The following is a 16,961-nucleotide window of genomic DNA, read 5'->3' on the forward strand; positions in this document are numbered from 1 at the left end:
GATGAATTTTGCGCAGCCTCTGGGAACGCAGCACGCAAGTAAAATTTATACCAGTAGCGCGTTTAAATCCATAACAGTTTTACATTCAGCTAACTATAAAAACAACGTGTACGTGGTTTTAACGGTATTACTAAGGCTGTTTTTGCCAATTTAGATCAAAAACAGGCCTTAGTAAACTCTAAGTTTTCGACTCAAATTAATTCTCAAACCCTTCTTTACCAAACGTTTATCTGCTAAATTAAGCGTTTTTAATAGGCGGCTGTCGCTATCATGATTGAACGTCTACAAATCTCAAATTTGCGTAATCTTACGCAGGTCAATATGCACACTGCCGCCTGTAATGTGATGATTGGTGCCAATGGCAGCGGCAAAACCTCGTTGCTTGAAGCCATATTTTTGTTGTCCAGAGGCAAAAGCTTTCGCCATCATCAGCCTAAACGTTACATTCAGCATCATCAACACACTGCCACCGTTCATGCACGCTTGAGCGATGGCAATACGTTAGCGATCCAAAAACAATCCGATGCCACAACGCTGCTGCGGCTCAATCAAAGCACCGTCTATAATCAAAGCATCTTGACTGAGCAACTACCGACACTATTGATTGATCCTTCTAGTATGGACATGCTAGAGCAGGGCAGCGCCAGTCGTCGCCAGTTGTTAGATTGGCTAGTGTTTCACATGAAACAAGGATTCCACCCGCAGTGGCTGGCCTATCAGCGTCTGCTAAGACAGCGCAATAGTTTATTAAAAAAAAGTAAGCATTTAACGCACGTACAGCTTGCTGAGTTGAGGTCTTGGGATAAAGGGCTTGGAAATCATGCCGCGCTTATTCACCATTATCGTCAGCACGTGTTTACAAAGTGGCAACCTTACTTTGCCGACAGCATCGCTCAGCTGTTGCCGAGTTACGCCGAGCAGCTGAGTCTAAGCTACCATGCAGGTTACGATACTGATGTGGCGTTAGAGGTGCAACTTGGTGAGCGCTTAGAGCAAGACTTGCAGTTGGGCTATACTCGTATCGGCAATCATCGCGCTGATATCCATGTCCATTGGCGCTCTAATGACACCGTAGCAACCAACGATACCATGCCACCTGCTGGCTCGGGCAGCAAGCAGGTAATTGCTGACCCCTTACCGATGCTAAAAGAGCAGGCGGCAAACGTCTTGTCTCGCGGCGAAAAAAAGCTACTCATCACCGCGCTACGTTTATCACAATTGCCTTTATTGTTGCAGACGGATGCCACGACACAAGCAAGTACCAATGAAAACGAACGAGTGCTCACCGCCACACCAGTAGTACTACTTGATGATATCACCGCCGAGCTAGATGAGAGAGCGATAGAGATATTATTATCCACGTTAGCCAAACTGCCTTGTCAGGTGTTTATGAGCAGCCTGACCGCTGATATCGCGCCTATGGTCAATGATTTGTGGTCAAACCCTATGATGTTTCATGTGAAACAAGGGCAGGTTTTGCCTCTCTAATAGCGCTAAATCTTGTCAAACAGCCGAAATGAGCTTAACTATATCATCTGCGTTATTTTCTGATTTGATTCTCATACTCAACGGCACTTTATCTCATTTTTATGATCATTTTGAAATGAGGACACACCATAGGTATTTATTAAAATACCATCCACCCTAGTATGACTGTCCAAAGCAATAAAACGACCAGTAAACAGTGACTTAGAGGCAAAAAAATGCTAAAATAAGGCTTTATTTTTGTCCTGTTCTCAGCAAGTTGTTTTGTAGCGTCATACAGTGATTTTTAAGTTTTTAACTGTCTTTAAGTTTATGATAATAAACATGTTTTATTTACTTCTTTAGCTTTGATAAGACATAGAAGAGCAGAGGTTAATAGCAAGAAAATAAAACATGGGTTTTAAGCTTGGCTTAAAGTAAGAAAGCTTTTATAAGGTACTGACGACTCGTACTTTGGCTCACGACATAGCGCTACTGGTGTTAACTCTCCAGATTGGATTTGACATGATGTCATGCGGCTTCATCGTAGTGATGGGTCAATGGCAAACGGCTGATGATGGCTAGATTAAGGAATGTACATGAGTGATTCATTACCTAACGACCACGAGCAACTGACAGTCGGCAGCGTTGCCTCAACGACTGCTACAGCGGAAGGAGTGCCTTCAGACTATAGCTCCAAAGATATTCGTGTACTTCGCGGCCTAGAGGCGGTGCGCGTACGTCCTGGCATGTATATTGGTGATACCGATGATGGCACAGGCTTGCACCATATGGTCTTTGAGGTGGTGGATAACTCTATCGATGAGGCGCTCGCCGGTCACTGTGATCAGATTGATATTATCATTCATGAAGATGAGTCGGTTAGTATCATGGACAATGGGCGCGGCGTGCCTGTCGACATCCACCCAGAAGAAGGCGTGTCGGCCGCTCAGGTGATCATGACGGTACTACACGCTGGTGGTAAGTTCGATGACAACAGCTATAAAGTCTCGGGCGGCTTGCATGGTGTCGGCGTTTCAGTCGTCAATGCTTTATCAAAAAAGCTTGAGATGAATATCTGGCGTGAAGGCTATCATTACCATCAGACTTATACCGATGGTGTGCCTGATGCCGATATCGAGCAACTAGAAGCGACCGATAAGACTGGCACACAGATTCGTTTTTATCCTAGCGATGAGGTGTTTACTGGCACCATCTTTGAATACGACATCTTAGCCAAACGCTTACGTGAGCTGTCTTTTCTTAACTCAGGGGTGCGTATCGTCTTGACTGATGAGCGTATCGACAAGCGTCATGAGTTTGAGCACAAAGGCGGCCTGTCAGAGTTTGTCAGCTATATTAACGCAGGTAAAGAAGGCATCAATGAGGTCTTTCATTTTACCAGTGAGCAAGACGACGGTATCGCGGTAGAAGTGGCGCTGCAATGGACAGATACCTATAACGAAAAGGTGCTTTGTTTTACCAATAACATCCCGCAGCGTGATGGCGGTACGCACTTATCAGGGTTTCGCTCAGCGCTCACGCGTGGTCTAAACAGTTATATGGACCGCGAAAATCTGTTCAAGAAAGAAAAAGTCGCCGTCAGCGGTGATGATGCACGAGAAGGGTTAAGTGCAATTGTCTCAGTGAAGGTTCCTGATCCAAAATTCTCTAGCCAGACCAAAGACAAGCTGGTATCAAGCGAAGTCAAGTCAGCAGTCGAATCGGCGATGCATGATAAGTTTAATGATTATTTACTTGAAAACCCAAGTGCGGCTAAAGCGATTGCCAATAAGATTATCGATGCCGCTAGAGCTCGTGATGCTGCCCGCAAGGCACGTGAGATGACGCGCCGCAAGACTACGTTAGATATCGCTGGTCTGCCTGGTAAGTTGGCAGATTGCCAAGAAAAAGATCCATCACTATCAGAGCTATACATCGTGGAGGGTGACTCTGCGGGCGGATCGGCAAAGCAAGGTCGTAGCCGTAAAACTCAGGCTATCTTGCCGCTTAAAGGTAAAATCTTGAACGTCGAGCGCGCACGTTTTGACAAGATGCTATCGTCAGCTGAGGTCGGTAACTTAATCACCGCACTTGGCTGTGGTATCGGACCTGATGAATATGATCCGGATAAAGTTCGCTATCATAAAATCATCATTATGACTGATGCTGACGTTGATGGGTCACATATTCGTACGCTACTGCTGACCTTTTTCTTCCGTCAAACGCCGGAGCTGATTGAGCGTGGTTATATTTATATCGCACAGCCGCCATTGTATAAAGTGAAAAAAGGTCGTCAAGAGCTGTATCTAAAAGACGATGAAGCACTAAAAGCTTATCTATTGTCCTCAACGATTGATAATACTAAGCTGCACGTCTCTGAAGATGCGCCAGCGATTACTGGTCAAGCGCTTGAGACACTGCTTAACGACTATAACCAAACGCAGCTAATCAAAGCTCGTTTGCAAATTCGTTTCCCTGCTGTGATTTTGGATGCTTTGACGCACACGCCCAAGCTAAATACGGATATGACGTATGATAAGTCAGCCATGCAGGAGTGGCAGGCGCAGCTACAAACTCAGCTGAATCAATTCGGTGATGAGCTAAGCCCTGAGATTGAGCTGGTCAATATCCATGAGTCGCAACCAGAAAATATGGACGCTGCTGCCGCTGATCTGCTGGGTATGACCCCCGCATTGACTGCTGATGAGAGTGAGGCGGCTGATAGCGATGCCTTATCGACCAAGGCCCAGTGGCTACCGCGTATCACGGTGTATGTGCATCAGCTGGCGCATCATTACTTGCTCGATGCCAGTTTTATAAATTCGAGCGAGTATAGCAAGCTGCTGCGTTTATCAGCGGAGTGGAATACTCTGTTAGAAGATAGCGCCTTTATTCGCCGTGAAGCGGGTAGTGGTACTACTAAAGATATTCCGATACGCGACTTTGATTACTTATGGCAGCAAATGATGCTCGATGCGCGCCGAGGCCTAGCTATCCAGCGCTACAAAGGCCTAGGTGAGATGAATGCTGATCAGCTTTGGGACACGACGATGGACCCAGAGAATCGCCGTATGCTACGCGTCACCATCGAAGATGCTATCGCTGCCGATCATATGTTTACCTGCTTGATGGGCGATCATGTCGAGCCACGCCGCGTGTTTATCGAAGAAAACGCGCTTACAGTGTCTAATCTTGATATTTAGGCATTAGCCACCGCGTAAGATATAGAAAATACCGCTTTGATACACATTGCGGTATTTTTTTAATAATAAGTTTGTTTCACGTGAAACTTTTATAAGTAATTTTTTATAAACTGGCAATTCTAATCAATGGACATCAGATGATTGAAGTACTGTTACTCGCTATTGCGCTAGCGATGGATGCGTTCGCAGTTGCGATTGGACTGGGCGCTAAATCGCAACAACAAAGCCCGCGCTATACCTTGCGTTTGGCTATTTATGCTGCGTTATATTTTGGTATTGCGCAGGGTGTGATGCCACTTATCGGCTATTTATTAGGCGCGGCACTCTTAGGTTGGTTGGCTGCTGCTGCGCCTTGGATCGGTGGATTTATTCTTATCGGACTGGGTAGCAAGATGCTCTATGAAGTCTTTTTGGCAGATGAGGAAGAAACCGTAGATAAGGGGCTGCGAGTAAATAATGAAGCGGCTTCTATAAACGATAGCCGAAAGAAAAACATCAGTCATCGCACCATGTTTACCCTCGCCATTGCCACCAGTATCGATGCGATGGCCGCTGGTTTTACACTTAACCTGTTGGCGCTCAATGCGTGGCTAGCGTGTGTAATCATTGCGATTGTCACAGCTGTTTTTAGCGCTATCGGCATCTACTTGGGCAAAAAATCAGGTACGTATCTTGAAGATAAAGCAGAAGCTCTCGGCGGCCTTGTACTTATCCTCATTGGCTTAAAGGTCATGTTTGTTGGCTAGGACATGTCCTCAATTCAATCTATAATTCAATTTATATAGTCATCTAAATGGATTAAAAAAACCGCTTTGATAGCCAAAGTGGTTTTTTGTTTCACGTGAAACGATAGCATCATTTTTTAGTGATGATTACGCTTCATCAGTATTAAAACGCCAAGCTAAGACCCGCGTGTTTTTTTGACCTTGGCTCATCTCAATAATACACATCTGTGCCACCCCCAGTTGTTTTAGCAGCAGTTGTAGCGGTTTCACGTTTTCAGACTTTGAGACCAAACTGGTAAACCAGCCTACATGCGCAGCAAACTGTTGGCTTTCTCTTATCATATTGCTCAAAAAAGCAATCTCGCCGCCCTCAGACCACAATTCTTTATGTTGACCACCAAAGTTAAGGTTTTGCGCGGCATTGCCAGCTTTTGTTGAGTGGCGACTGATTTGCGCGCTTTCGTTTTTGCTGCGATGGCGCTGCAAGTTGTGCTGTTTACGACTATTGGCCTGCATCGCTTCTTCTAATGACGCATGAAAAGGTGGGTTACATACGACGACGTCAAAATAGTCTTGACGACCGATAATATTTTTAAAGATATGCTTAGATTCAGGTTGCAGTTTGATCTTAATCGCACCTTTGAGCTTGGGGTTGGCCTGACAAATCACGCTGGCGGTATTGACAGAAACCGGATCGATGTCGCTCGCAGTAAAGCGCCAGCCATAGTTTTGGCTGCCAACAATAGGGTAGATAGCACTGGCACCAGTGCCGATATCAAGTGCATGAATATCTTTGCCTGTAGGCGGCGTATTGTCTTCGCTCACATGAGTAGTCTGCGCCAACAAGTCGGCAATATAATGAATGTAATCGGCGCGCCCAGGAATCGGCGGGCACAAATAACCTTCAGGAATATCCCAAAACTTCACACCATAATAATGCGCGAGTAGTGCTTGATTAAGCACGCGTACGGCCTTGGCGTCGGAGAAATTAATCGTTGGCTCGCCTTTCGGGTTGGTAATGGTGTAGTCGGCAAGTTCAGGTAGCGCGCGGGTCAATAGCTCAAAATCATAGCGACCTTGGTGTGGATTACGCGGGTGCAGCTTGCCGAGTTTTCTCGCGGTCGCAGGTGAGCGGTTGCGATGAGTATTAGCATTTGCTCTACGGGCGTTTGATGTATTGGTGCTGGGCTTACTGGTCATAGTTTCGGACTGCGATGTTTGAATATAATCACCCAGTTTAGCAGATTTCGCGTCCCTCTATCTGTTTATCCATGGCTACTCATTTACCTATGGCGAATAAAATAGCAATCTGCCTGTGCGCGTATATCTGTCCTTGCGTTATCGCCTGGGGGTGTCTATATTGAAACTAAGCCAAATGAGCATAAAGCGGCTATTTTATAAGCGCAGCAGATGACAATAATGCATTTAAAAGGATAAAAATATGACAACGGAAAGTAATAAACCCAGTACCGATAACCGCATCACCTATGAAACCGACGGCTATATCTGCCTAATCGGGCTCAATCGCGCCGATAAACGCAATGCCTTTGATAGCCATATGATTAAGCAATTATCCGAAGCACTGACGCGTTATGAAAACGACGAGAACTTACGTTGTGCGCTCATATTTGCCCATGGCGAGCACTTTACCGCTGGCCTTGATCTGATGGAGCTACAAGATAAATGGGATAAAGGCGCGTTTAAATTTAGTGACGATGAAATCGATCCGTGGGGTATCGGCGGTAAGCTCCGCAGCAAACCTGTGGTCGTCGCGGTACAAGGAACCTGCTTTACCGCGGGCATTGAGCTTATGCTAAACAGTGATGTGGTTATCGCAAGTGATAACTGCAACTTTGCACAAATGGAAGTCCAGCGCGGTATCATGCCGTTTGGCGGGGCGACGGTACGCTTTGTCGCGGCGGCAGGCTGGCAAAAAGCCATGCCGTACTTGCTGACAGGTAAAAACTTTGACGCGCAAACCGCCGATAAACTAAACCTAGTCAGTGAAGTCGTACCCAATGGTGAAGAGTACGAGCGCGCGCTAACAATTGCCAAAGAGATTTGCAGCGCCGCGCCACTTGGGGTAAAAGGGCTACTATCCTCGGCGCAAGATGCCAGCCGTAATGGCGCAAAGTCAGCGCTGGCTAATATTCATGGTTATCTACCGCATTTATTTCATTCAGAAGACGCAAAGGAGGGCGCGATGGCGATGGTTGAGCGCCGCGAGCCTGAGTTTAAGGGTAGGTAGAGACTCGTAACGCTACCGAACGCATGATGTAAAGCTTTCTTTAACCGTATGACCAAGGACAATACCAGTGCAATATAACTTCGACGAAATCATCGATAGACGCGGTACGGGATCACTTAAGTGGCACTATAGTGACGATACCATTCCGCTATGGGTCGCCGATATGGACTTTAGAGCCGCGCCGCCTATCTTGGCTAGCGTACAGCGTGTCGTAGATCACGGTATTTTGGGTTATACCAAACCGACTGATGCTTTGTATAAGGCGATTATTAATTGGCACGGCAGTCGTTATGGTTTGCAGTTGAATAAGCAAAATATTCTATTCTCGCCAGGGGTCGTGCCAAGTCTTGCACTGATGATGCAGATATTCACCGAGGTAGGCGATGCGGTAATGGTCAATGATCCCATTTATACGCCGTTTATGACTAAGGTGCAGCAAAATAAGCGCGCGCTTGTGACATCGCTATTAAAAGAAGTCGATGGTAAATATCAGTTAGATTTGGCCGATATCGAAGCTAAAATTATCGAGCATAAGGTAAAGTTATATTTGTTGTGCAATCCGCACAATCCTGGCGGACGCGTGTGGACGACCGATGAGATTGAGGCGCTGCTTGTGCTTTGCAAAAAACATGACGTGGCGGTTGTCAGCGATGAGATTCATCAAGATTTAACCTTGAGTGGTCATACCTTTACGCCTTTTTTAAAATTGGCAGAAGCGGAAAACTACGCGCACAAGGTGGTGAGTCTCACCTCAATGACTAAAACCTTTAACGTGGCGGGTATCAAAGGCTCAATGATCTTTGCCAAAGACGATGCTTTACTCAAAAAAATCAGTCAGCAGCAGCATTTAAACGATGAATACGAGCTGAATTTATTTGCTTATACGGTGATGCAAAGCGCTTATGAGGAGGGCGGCGAGTGGCTTGAACAAGTACTGGCTTATATTGAGAACAATATCGAGATTACGTTAGACTTTTTAGCAGGGCATCTACCTGATATTAAGGTCATGCGTCCTGAGGCGTCGTATTTGATTTGGCTCGATTGCTCGGCGTACGCGCAAGATGATCAGGCGCTGTATGACAAACTGCGAGCCGCCAAAGTTGAGTTAAATTCTGGTATCAAATACGGCCGCGAAGGGCATCTAAAAATGCGTATTAATGTGGCGTGTCCGAAAACGCTGCTGCGTGAGGGATTAAATCGGCTTTATGAAGCTTTTAGAGGTATGGAAAAATAGTTATAGAGTTAAACTTTCTTTAAGTTCAAATATTTAAAAAATTTAACTCACCTTGCAGGATATCCCGTGATGTCTTGAATGCTTTGGTATAAGGGTTTTAGGCGCTCGTACATCTTCAGATAGACCTCGTTATATAGGCGTTTGTAGAGTTGTACGTTGGCTTCAATCGGGACGAATTCGTCGCCTAAATGGGTCATGGCGTCGCTGGCAGCAGTGTGGTCGGGATAGACGCCGAGACCCACCGCGCAGTTGATGGTCGCGCCGAGGCCAGTGGCTTCAAAAGTGTGCGGGCGGTAGGCGGGCATGGCAAAGATGTCGGCGGTGAGCTGCATGGCGGCGTCGCTTTGGGAGCCGCCGCCTGAGACGCGCAAGTGTTTGATGGGTTTGCCGGTACGTTTCTCGATAGTGTCAAAACCAAGCTTAAGCTCGTAAGCCAGCCCCTCTAAGATAGCGCGGTACACGTGCGCGCGGGTATGCACATCGCCAAAGCCAATAAGTGCGCCTTTGCCCTCAAGCCCCGGATGACGCACGCCCGGCGACCAATAGGGCTGCATAGTGAGTCCCATGCTGCCGGCTGGAATGCCTTTGACGGCGGCGTCGAGGAGCTTTTCGGTGTCTATGCCTTGGGTTTTGGCAAGCGCTTGCTCATAGTGGGCGAATTGTTCTTTAAACCAGCTGACCATCCAAAAGCCGCGATAAATCATGTACTCGTGATTGTAGTAATGCGGGGCGGCGGCGGTATAGGCGGGCATGTGTTTGAGGATCTCGACATAGTCGGGGGAGATGGTGTTGATGGTGGCGGTGGTGCCAAAGCTAAGACACGCAGTATCGGCGGACAGTCCCGCTGCGCCTAAGGCTTCGCAGGCTTTGTCACTGGCGGCGGCAATCATCGGCGTGCCCTCTGGTATACCTGTGACTTTGGCAGCTTTGGCGCTTATCTCACCAAGAGTTTGGCCTGGTGGGATGATCTTGGGCATTTGCTCGGGGGTACAGCTAAACAGCCGCCATTTCAGGTCTTTGGGTTTGAGCCATGTTTGCGCTTTGTAGTCATACGGCAAGTAGCCGACCGAATGACCGTTTGAGTCGATAAGTTCACCTACTAGCTGATAAGTGAGGTAGGCGGAGAGATTGACGTAGTGCGCAGTCTTTGCCCATATCTCAGGCTCGTTTTGCGCGAGCCAATTACAGCGCGCTTTTTGCTGGGCGTCTTTGACCAGTTCGCCCATGCCGATAATTTTGGTAAGCGGGCCAAGAAAGCCGATATCACCAGTCTCAGCGCGGCGCAAATCCATCCAAACGATAGCGGGACGTAGCGGCTGCTTGTCTTTATCAAGGCAAATCATGGTATAGCGCTGGGTAGCGAGACTGACGCCAGCGATTTGTTCAGGTTTAATCTCGCAGCTTTGCCAGAGCTTTTGGCAGACCTCACATAGCTTTTGCCAATAGTAGTCGGCGTGCTGCTCGGCATAATTGGGCTGCTCGGAGAAATACGGCTCGATAGGCACGCGGGCTTTGGCGATCTCGCTGCCGAATTGATCAAAGATAAGCGCGCGGACGCTTTGAGTGCCGTTGTCGATAGCTAAGAAATAGATGGGGTCGTGAGAGGTGGTCATAGTAGTCCTTTACTATGGGGGATATTTATCAAAATCAGAACGTGCTATTGGTACAAGTTTTCCTTGCTTGCGACCGTCAGAGTTCTCGAGGCTACGCAGCTTTTGTTTTAAAAAAAGTGCCCTAGCAGCTCTAACCCTTATAATAACTCGATAAGAAGCTAAGCTGCAGGCAAATGATAATAAAGCTGCCATAACTCGCTATAGCGAGCGACTTCTTGTTGCCACTTTTGCTCATCCCAGCCCAGCTCCTGCTGGCAAATCTGCTTTATTCTCGTTCTAATCAGTGGTGTCATCGCACCGTGCGGTAGGATTAAGCCTAAGCGCGTCCGCCGCAGTAGTAAATCATCTAAATGGATGACCTGCTCATAGCGCGCGGCAAAGCGAATCTCCGCCCAAATAGTGTTGCTATCGGTGATATAAGCTAAGTCTTCTTCATGCGCCAGCTCAAGTAAAGTATCGAGCTTACGACCATAAAATCCTTGCAAGCGCTGTTGTAGATCAGAGGGTAGCGTCGCAAACTTAGGATGGATGGGTGCTACTTTACTAAAGACCTGATCGCCATTTATCGCTTGGTTTTGAGTAGCAGAGTCATCAAGCGCGAGCACTTGTTGACATTTTGCCAGCACATCAAGCGCAATCAGGCGAAAGGTGGTGAGCTTGCCGCCGCTGACGGTCACCAGATTATTATCGAGCCAGACGCTATGATCGCGCTTTTCTTTACTGGGGCTGACGCGCTTACCATCACCGCTATCAGAGATCAGCGGGCGCACGCCGGCCCACGTGCTGATGATATCTTTGCGATTCAAGTCAGTCTCATTAAATAGCGAATTAGTCGCGTCTAATAAATAATCGACCTCTTCATTGGTAATGCCGACCTCTTCGTCATTAAGTGGTGGATGATCTAAGTCAGTGGTGCCAAGTACCGTGCGGTTCTCCCACGGAAAGACAAACACCGCTCTTTTATCAGCAGGATGCAAAAAGGTATAGGCTTGCAAGGTAGGTAAGCGCTCTTGACTGACGACTAAGTGACTACCGCGTGAGGGACGTATTTGCTTGTTGAAGCTTTGCTCAGTTTGCTCGCGGGCTTGCATACGTAAGGTATCGGCCCAAGCACCGGTGGCACTGACCACCACTTTGGCGTGAACCTTATAGGTTTGATATTTATCTTTAGAAGCGGTGTCTTTTAAAGTTGCACCCACCACCAAGCCCTGCTCATTGGTGATAAGCGACTCGGCTTTGAGATAATTAATAGCGTGCGCGCCGTCATGAATGGCTTCGTCAAGTACGCGCATCACTAAGCGCGAATCATCGGTGATCGCATCGCTAAACTGGCTGGCACCCAAAAATTTATCTTGCTTGATATTAGGGTTTAGCCGTAAAAACGCGTCTTTTTTAAAGTATTTAAAATAGCGCTTACCCGCTATCTTGTCGTAGACTCTTAGCAAGGTATTAAAGATCCACGGCGGCGGAAACTTGCCTTTATAGTGCGGCATGACGTAGTGCATCTCGTTAACTAGACCGCCTGCTTCAGTGAGCATACGTTCGCGCTCGCGTACGCTAAGCAGTGTCGTTTTATAATCGCCTGAGGCAATGTAGCGCAGGCCGCCATGCACCATTTTGCTCGAGCGGCTGGAGGTGCCCCAAGCAAAGTCTTTTTGCTCGATAAGTAATACGGCAAGGCCACGCCTTGCTGCCTCGCGTGCAATGCCCGCACCAGTAATACCGCCGCCGATGATAAGCATATCCCAAGGTTCAGATCGTGCTAGGGGCGCGAGTGCTTGCTGGCGTTGTGTGCTTTGGTTCATAAATTACTCTTCTTAAATGACGTCATTCATTTAACGAACATAAATAGTTAAGCCATTTTGAAATCAGTTCGATATAGTGCTACTGATATTGATTTTGTGCAGCCTCTGGAGTGACGAAGTCGCACAGCAAGCAAGGAAAATTTATATCAGTAACACGGGATAGACAATCTATCTCTCATATTTTCAATTTCTATTTCTCAAGCAACACACCTGGATTCATACGCTGCTCAGGATCTAGACTTTTGAGCATATCACGAGTCACTTGAATCCCAAGCTTACCTTTTTCGGCAGCCAGGTACGGGGCATGATCGCGGCCAACGCCATGTTGATGCGAGATGGTGGCTTTACCATGGGCAAGGCTCATACTGGCCGCGTGTTTGATTTTTTGCCAGCGCTTTAGTGTTGCTGTATGGTCTTTGGCGGCTCGGAAAAAGTAAGTGGTATATAGACTCGCGCCTTGCTTATAGACGTGTGAGATATGGGTAAAGGCCATCACTTCCTCGCCTTCATCAGCGAGCGAGGTTTTTACCGCGTCTTGCATCTGTGCCATTTGCTCATCGATACGATTCCAATTGGTCGCAGTCTCAAAGGTATCGACCATGATGCCGCGCTCCCACAGCGTACCGCGCAAATATGGGAATTTAAAACGCCCGTGCGCCCAAACACTACCCATAATATTGGTGATTTTACCCGTGACACTACCGTGCTGTTTTAATAACTTATTAAATTGCATCAGCGCCAGTTTATTTTGCGCTTTATCGCCTGAGACGCCGTAGGTGAGCATGACTTTGTCTGAATTAAGCCCGCGCGCTTTTAGATAAGTGCTAATCGCTAAAAACTGGCTTGGCGATGTGCCTAGATGCAGATGCGCATCAGTCTCGACGGCATTGCTGAGACGCAGCATAGACAGGCGAATATTGCTTTGTACCGCTTGTTTGAGTACCGCTTTGCCTGCTGCCCAGTTGGGCAAGAAAGCCACTTTAAATAGCTCTTCTTCAGGTTGTGATTGTACGCGCATCTTGACTTCGGTAAAGATACCTACGCGGCCTTCAGTACCCATCATCATCTCGCGCAGATCTGGCCCTGCTGAGGATGCAGGAATGTCAGCAATCTCTAGCACGCCTTGCGGGGTCACTAAAGTGCCGCCAGCAAACATATGCTCGATGCGCCCGTAGCCCAAGGACTGCTGACCACTAGAGCGCGCGGCAATCCAGCCGCCAAGCGTCGATAGCTCCCACGACTGCGGGTAATGACCTAGACGGTAACCGTGCTCGCCCAATTGCGCCTCGACCGCTGGCCCTTGCGTACCGGCACCAAAAGTAGCAATCTGGCTCTCGGTATCTAAGTCAATCAGTTGATCCATTTTACTCATGGCGACGGTCAAAACAGGCCGCGCGCCCTGTTGCGGATTGATATGTCCGACTACGGAAGTACCACCGCCAAAAGGAATAACAATCAGATCGTGCTCTTGGGCAAGTTTTAATAACTGCTCGACATCACTAGTCGATTCGGGGAAAGCCACGCCATCAGGGAAGGTCTCAAAGTCGCCGCTATGCATCGCAATCCAATCAGGGAAGCTCTGCCCACGAGCGTGTCTGAGTCTGATCTCTCGGTCAGTAGAGATGATATCAAGGTCAATAATAGCTGCTGGCAGGCGCGATTTGGGTACGGTTTTTAGCACTTTTTGTAGACTAACCGAAGGAAGTTTTTTGGTTTTGCCGATATGCGATTTGATCAGCTTTGCGCCGTGCGGAGAGACTTTTTTATTGATATTGACATTGCCCCAGCCATTCCAGCGTGTTTGCTCGATGGGGGTGTTAAGAGAGGTATTGGTTTTTGCAGTTATGTCTAGATTGGCGTTATCGTTGTTGTCGCTATCAGAGATTTGCAGAGTAGAGGAGGGTTTAGCGTGTTTACGGGTAGGGAGTTTGAGTTTGCGCATAGAGACATACCTGTCGATTGTAATCACTGTACTTGTGGTTAGAGTGTAGCGGCTAGTTGGGTTAAATAGCTCAGCATAAATAGCGTTTATTAATCACCATACTAATGTTTTTGAATGATAGCAACAAAAAAACTATTGTTTATAAGTTATAACTAGACGAGCCCTTTTTGTGTTTGGATAACCCTTTAAACTTTACCCAAATCTTCTAAATCGACAAATTCCTTTTCTCCATGGATCTTGTACATTCTACGTTTGATGTCTGGATAGTTGGTGATATCAATCGGCGGTCTGCTTCCGCCCATAAGGTAGGTGGCGTCGCTATCGCTATCATTACGCATCGAATGCGCTGCACCGTACGCTGGAAAACCAACAAAATCGCCAGCACTTAAAGGATAAGTCTTATCGCCATAGCGCAGTGATAGCTCGCCTGATAATACGTAAATAAACTCATCTGACTCTTCATGATAGTGGTGCTGGGTGGTTTCATCGCCCGGCTCAACGCGTACTAGGTGTAAGCCAAAGGCGTTTAGTCCAACAATATCGCTTAGAGATACCGTATGACGAATGGCGTTGTCGTTAAACTGATGCACGTGCTTGGTTTCAGGAATCGCGGCGATATCGGACTTAGTTAGGATATAGTCTTTTGGATCGTCGAATTTGGGCTTGGGTAGGCTAGTCATGGTTTATCTCCGTTATTTTTTCAGACTTAAGCTTATATAGTCAATATGAAATAAAATCGATACGTTAATAATACCGTGCTACTGGTACAAATTTTCCTTACTTGTGGTGCGCTTCGCACTTTTCGATGCTACGCAACTGTTATTCAAAACAAGTATTCCATTAGCACGGTATCGGTTTTAAAGTGAATTAACTATAGTAGCGAATATTTTTTGACTTTATGTAGCGAATTAGGTAGGTACGCTTATGATTTATTTGTAGATGAAACGCTTTTGTTTATTTACCTAATCCACGTTATCTAGTCGCCCATGATTGGCTTAAACTTGTTAAAATAGGCTGATAATTTTACTTATTGATGGACATCGATTTATGACCACTGCCGCTGCTATCCCTACTATCAAAGAAGATCGTATTCTTATTCTTGATTTTGGCTCGCAATATAGCCAGCTCATCGCTCGCCGTGTGCGCGATTCTGGCGTTTTTTGTGAGATGTTCCCTTATGATATCGACACTCAGCGTATCCATGACTTTGGTGCCAAAGGTATCATCCTATCGGGCGGCCCTGAGAGTGTGCATGCGGAAAACAGCCCACGTATCAATGACGCTGTGTTTGAGCTTGGTGTACCAGTACTTGGCATTTGCTATGGTATGCAGGCGATGGCAGATCGCTTCGGCGGTAAGGTACATGCCAGTGATATCCATGAATTTGGCGCGGCGACCATCAATGTCAATGGCCACTCAAAGCTTACTGATGGCATCGAAGATAGCGTCAATGAAGACAACGCGACCACGCTAAACGTTTGGATGAGTCATGGTGATAAAGTGATCGAAGCGCCGCAAGGCTTTGATATTATCGCCAGTACGCCGAGCTGTCCGATTGCCATTATGGCCAATGACGACAAGCAGTACTATGGTCTACAGTTCCACCCTGAAGTGACGCATACTTTACAAGGTCAAGCGTTATTGGGTCGTTTTGTCCATCAGATTTGCGACTGCGCCGGCGATTGGACGCCTGACAATATTATCGATATGCGCGTGGCGCAGCTCAAAGAGCAAATCGGTGACAAACAAGTATTGCTCGGTTTATCCGGCGGTGTCGATAGCTCAGTGGTTGCCGCGCTATTGCATAAAGCCATTGGCGATCAGCTCACCTGTGTGTTTGTCGATAATGGCCTCTTGCGTCTGCACGAAGGCGATCAGGTGATGCAAGTGTTCGCTGAAAACATGGGTGTCAAAGTCATCCGTGTCGATGCCGAAGATTTATTCTTAAACGCCTTAGCAGGCGAGTCTGATCCCGAAGCCAAACGTAAAATCATCGGCAAAACCTTTATCGATGTGTTCGCCAATAGCGCCCGTGAAATCAGCGCGCAAAGCGATGGCAAAACCATTGAGTTCTTAGCACAAGGGACGATTTACCCTGACGTGATTGAGTCCGCCAAATCGCACCAAGGTAAGGCGCACGTGATTAAGAGCCACCATAACGTTGGTGGTCTACCTGATGACTTGGCGTTTGAACTCGTTGAGCCATTACGCGATCTATTTAAAGATGAAGTGCGTAAACTTGGTATCACGCTTGGCCTACCAGAGAAAATGATCTACCGTCATCCGTTCCCAGGTCCAGGTTTGGGCGTGCGTATCCTTGGCGAAGTCAAAAAGGAATACGCCGATATCTTACGCCTTGCCGATGCGATCTTTATGCAAGAGCTGGAGCGTTCAGGGTGGTATGATAAGACCGCGCAAGCGTTTGCGGTATTTCAACCGATTAAATCGGTCGGCGTGGTCGGTGATGGCCGCCGCTATGCGTGGGTGATTGCGCTACGTGCCGTTGAAACCGTCGACTTTATGACTGCGCGCTTTGCCCATCTGCCATATGATTTGATTGAGACGGTATCAAACCGTATTATGAATGAAATCAAAGATGTCTCACGCGTCACTTATGATGTGTCAAGCAAACCACCGGCGACGATTGAGTGGGAATAGCTCTACTTAGTCTTTAGCTGAAATAAAAAAACACTCAACTTGGATGGGTGTTTTTTATTTTAGTAT

The 16,961-nt window shown here is 47.2% G+C and carries 11 protein-coding genes; 6 read left to right on the forward strand and 5 right to left on the reverse strand.

All coding sequences use genetic code 11. The features are described from left to right. Positions 1 to 270: 270 nt before the first annotated feature. The 3 genes from recF (at position 271) to C6W44_RS04955 (ending at position 5,416) form a co-directional block, all read left to right on the forward strand. Positions 271 to 1,488: a DNA replication/repair protein RecF gene (gene recF, locus C6W44_RS04945; RefSeq protein ID WP_105244457.1), complete on the forward strand. Its 1,218-nt coding sequence runs from the start codon at positions 271 to 273 to the stop codon at positions 1,486 to 1,488. Between the two features lie 575 nt (positions 1,489 to 2,063). Beyond that, the gene (gene gyrB / locus C6W44_RS04950; protein ID WP_105244458.1) at positions 2,064 to 4,670 is read left to right on the forward strand and encodes a DNA topoisomerase (ATP-hydrolyzing) subunit B; all 2,607 of its coding nucleotides are present in this window, start codon (positions 2,064 to 2,066) and stop codon (positions 4,668 to 4,670) included. 137 nt (positions 4,671 to 4,807) lie between these two features. Next, positions 4,808 to 5,416, forward strand: a complete 609-nt coding sequence (locus tag C6W44_RS04955; RefSeq protein ID WP_105244459.1) for a manganese efflux pump MntP family protein — start codon at positions 4,808 to 4,810, stop codon at positions 5,414 to 5,416. 126 nt (positions 5,417 to 5,542) lie between these two features. Here C6W44_RS04955 and rlmF read toward each other — a convergent pair whose 3' ends face one another. Beyond that, a complete protein-coding gene (gene rlmF / locus C6W44_RS04960) occupies positions 5,543 to 6,595 on the reverse strand; it encodes a 23S rRNA (adenine(1618)-N(6))-methyltransferase RlmF (RefSeq protein WP_105244460.1) in 1,053 nt (350 codons plus the stop codon). 241 nt (positions 6,596 to 6,836) lie between these two features. Here rlmF and C6W44_RS04965 point away from each other — a divergent pair, with 241 nt between their 5' ends. Together C6W44_RS04965 and C6W44_RS04970 are read left to right on the forward strand one after the other, a co-directional pair. Then, complete coding sequence (locus C6W44_RS04965) at positions 6,837 to 7,643, forward strand: crotonase/enoyl-CoA hydratase family protein (RefSeq protein WP_227526360.1); 807 nt, start codon at positions 6,837 to 6,839, stop codon at positions 7,641 to 7,643. A 67-nt stretch (positions 7,644 to 7,710) separates the two neighbouring features. Next, on the forward strand, positions 7,711 to 8,877 hold the full coding sequence (locus C6W44_RS04970) for a MalY/PatB family protein (RefSeq protein ID WP_199774458.1): 1,167 nt from the start codon (positions 7,711 to 7,713) through the stop codon (positions 8,875 to 8,877). Positions 8,878 to 8,924: 47 nt separating this feature from the next. Here the strand turns inward: C6W44_RS04970 and C6W44_RS04975 are convergent, their stop codons facing one another. The 4 genes from C6W44_RS04975 to C6W44_RS04990 form a co-directional block, all read right to left on the reverse strand. Next, on the reverse strand, positions 8,925 to 10,490 hold the full coding sequence (locus C6W44_RS04975) for an FGGY-family carbohydrate kinase (RefSeq protein WP_105244462.1): 1,566 nt from the start codon (positions 10,488 to 10,490) through the stop codon (positions 8,925 to 8,927). A 158-nt stretch (positions 10,491 to 10,648) separates the two neighbouring features. Beyond that, positions 10,649 to 12,295 (reverse strand): glycerol-3-phosphate dehydrogenase/oxidase, encoded by a 1,647-nt coding sequence (locus C6W44_RS04980; protein WP_105244463.1) that lies wholly within the window; start codon positions 12,293 to 12,295, stop codon positions 10,649 to 10,651. Positions 12,296 to 12,485: 190 nt separating this feature from the next. Then, positions 12,486 to 14,237 carry an FAD-binding oxidoreductase gene (locus tag C6W44_RS04985; RefSeq protein WP_105244464.1) on the reverse strand — a complete coding sequence of 584 codons (1,752 nt, stop codon included), beginning with the start codon at positions 14,235 to 14,237 and terminating at the stop codon, positions 12,486 to 12,488. A 185-nt stretch (positions 14,238 to 14,422) separates the two neighbouring features. Further along, positions 14,423 to 14,917 carry a cupin domain-containing protein gene (locus C6W44_RS04990; protein WP_105244465.1) on the reverse strand — a complete coding sequence of 165 codons (495 nt, stop codon included), beginning with the start codon at positions 14,915 to 14,917 and terminating at the stop codon, positions 14,423 to 14,425. Between the two features lie 367 nt (positions 14,918 to 15,284). Here C6W44_RS04990 and guaA point away from each other — a divergent pair, with 367 nt between their 5' ends. Next, positions 15,285 to 16,895 (forward strand): glutamine-hydrolyzing GMP synthase, encoded by a 1,611-nt coding sequence (gene guaA, locus C6W44_RS04995; RefSeq protein ID WP_105244466.1) that lies wholly within the window; start codon positions 15,285 to 15,287, stop codon positions 16,893 to 16,895. Positions 16,896 to 16,961 lie beyond the last annotated feature (66 nt).

The organism is Psychrobacter sp. Marseille-P5312, from assembly GCF_900291405.1.
GTDB lineage: Bacteria > Pseudomonadota > Gammaproteobacteria > Pseudomonadales > Moraxellaceae > Psychrobacter > Psychrobacter celer.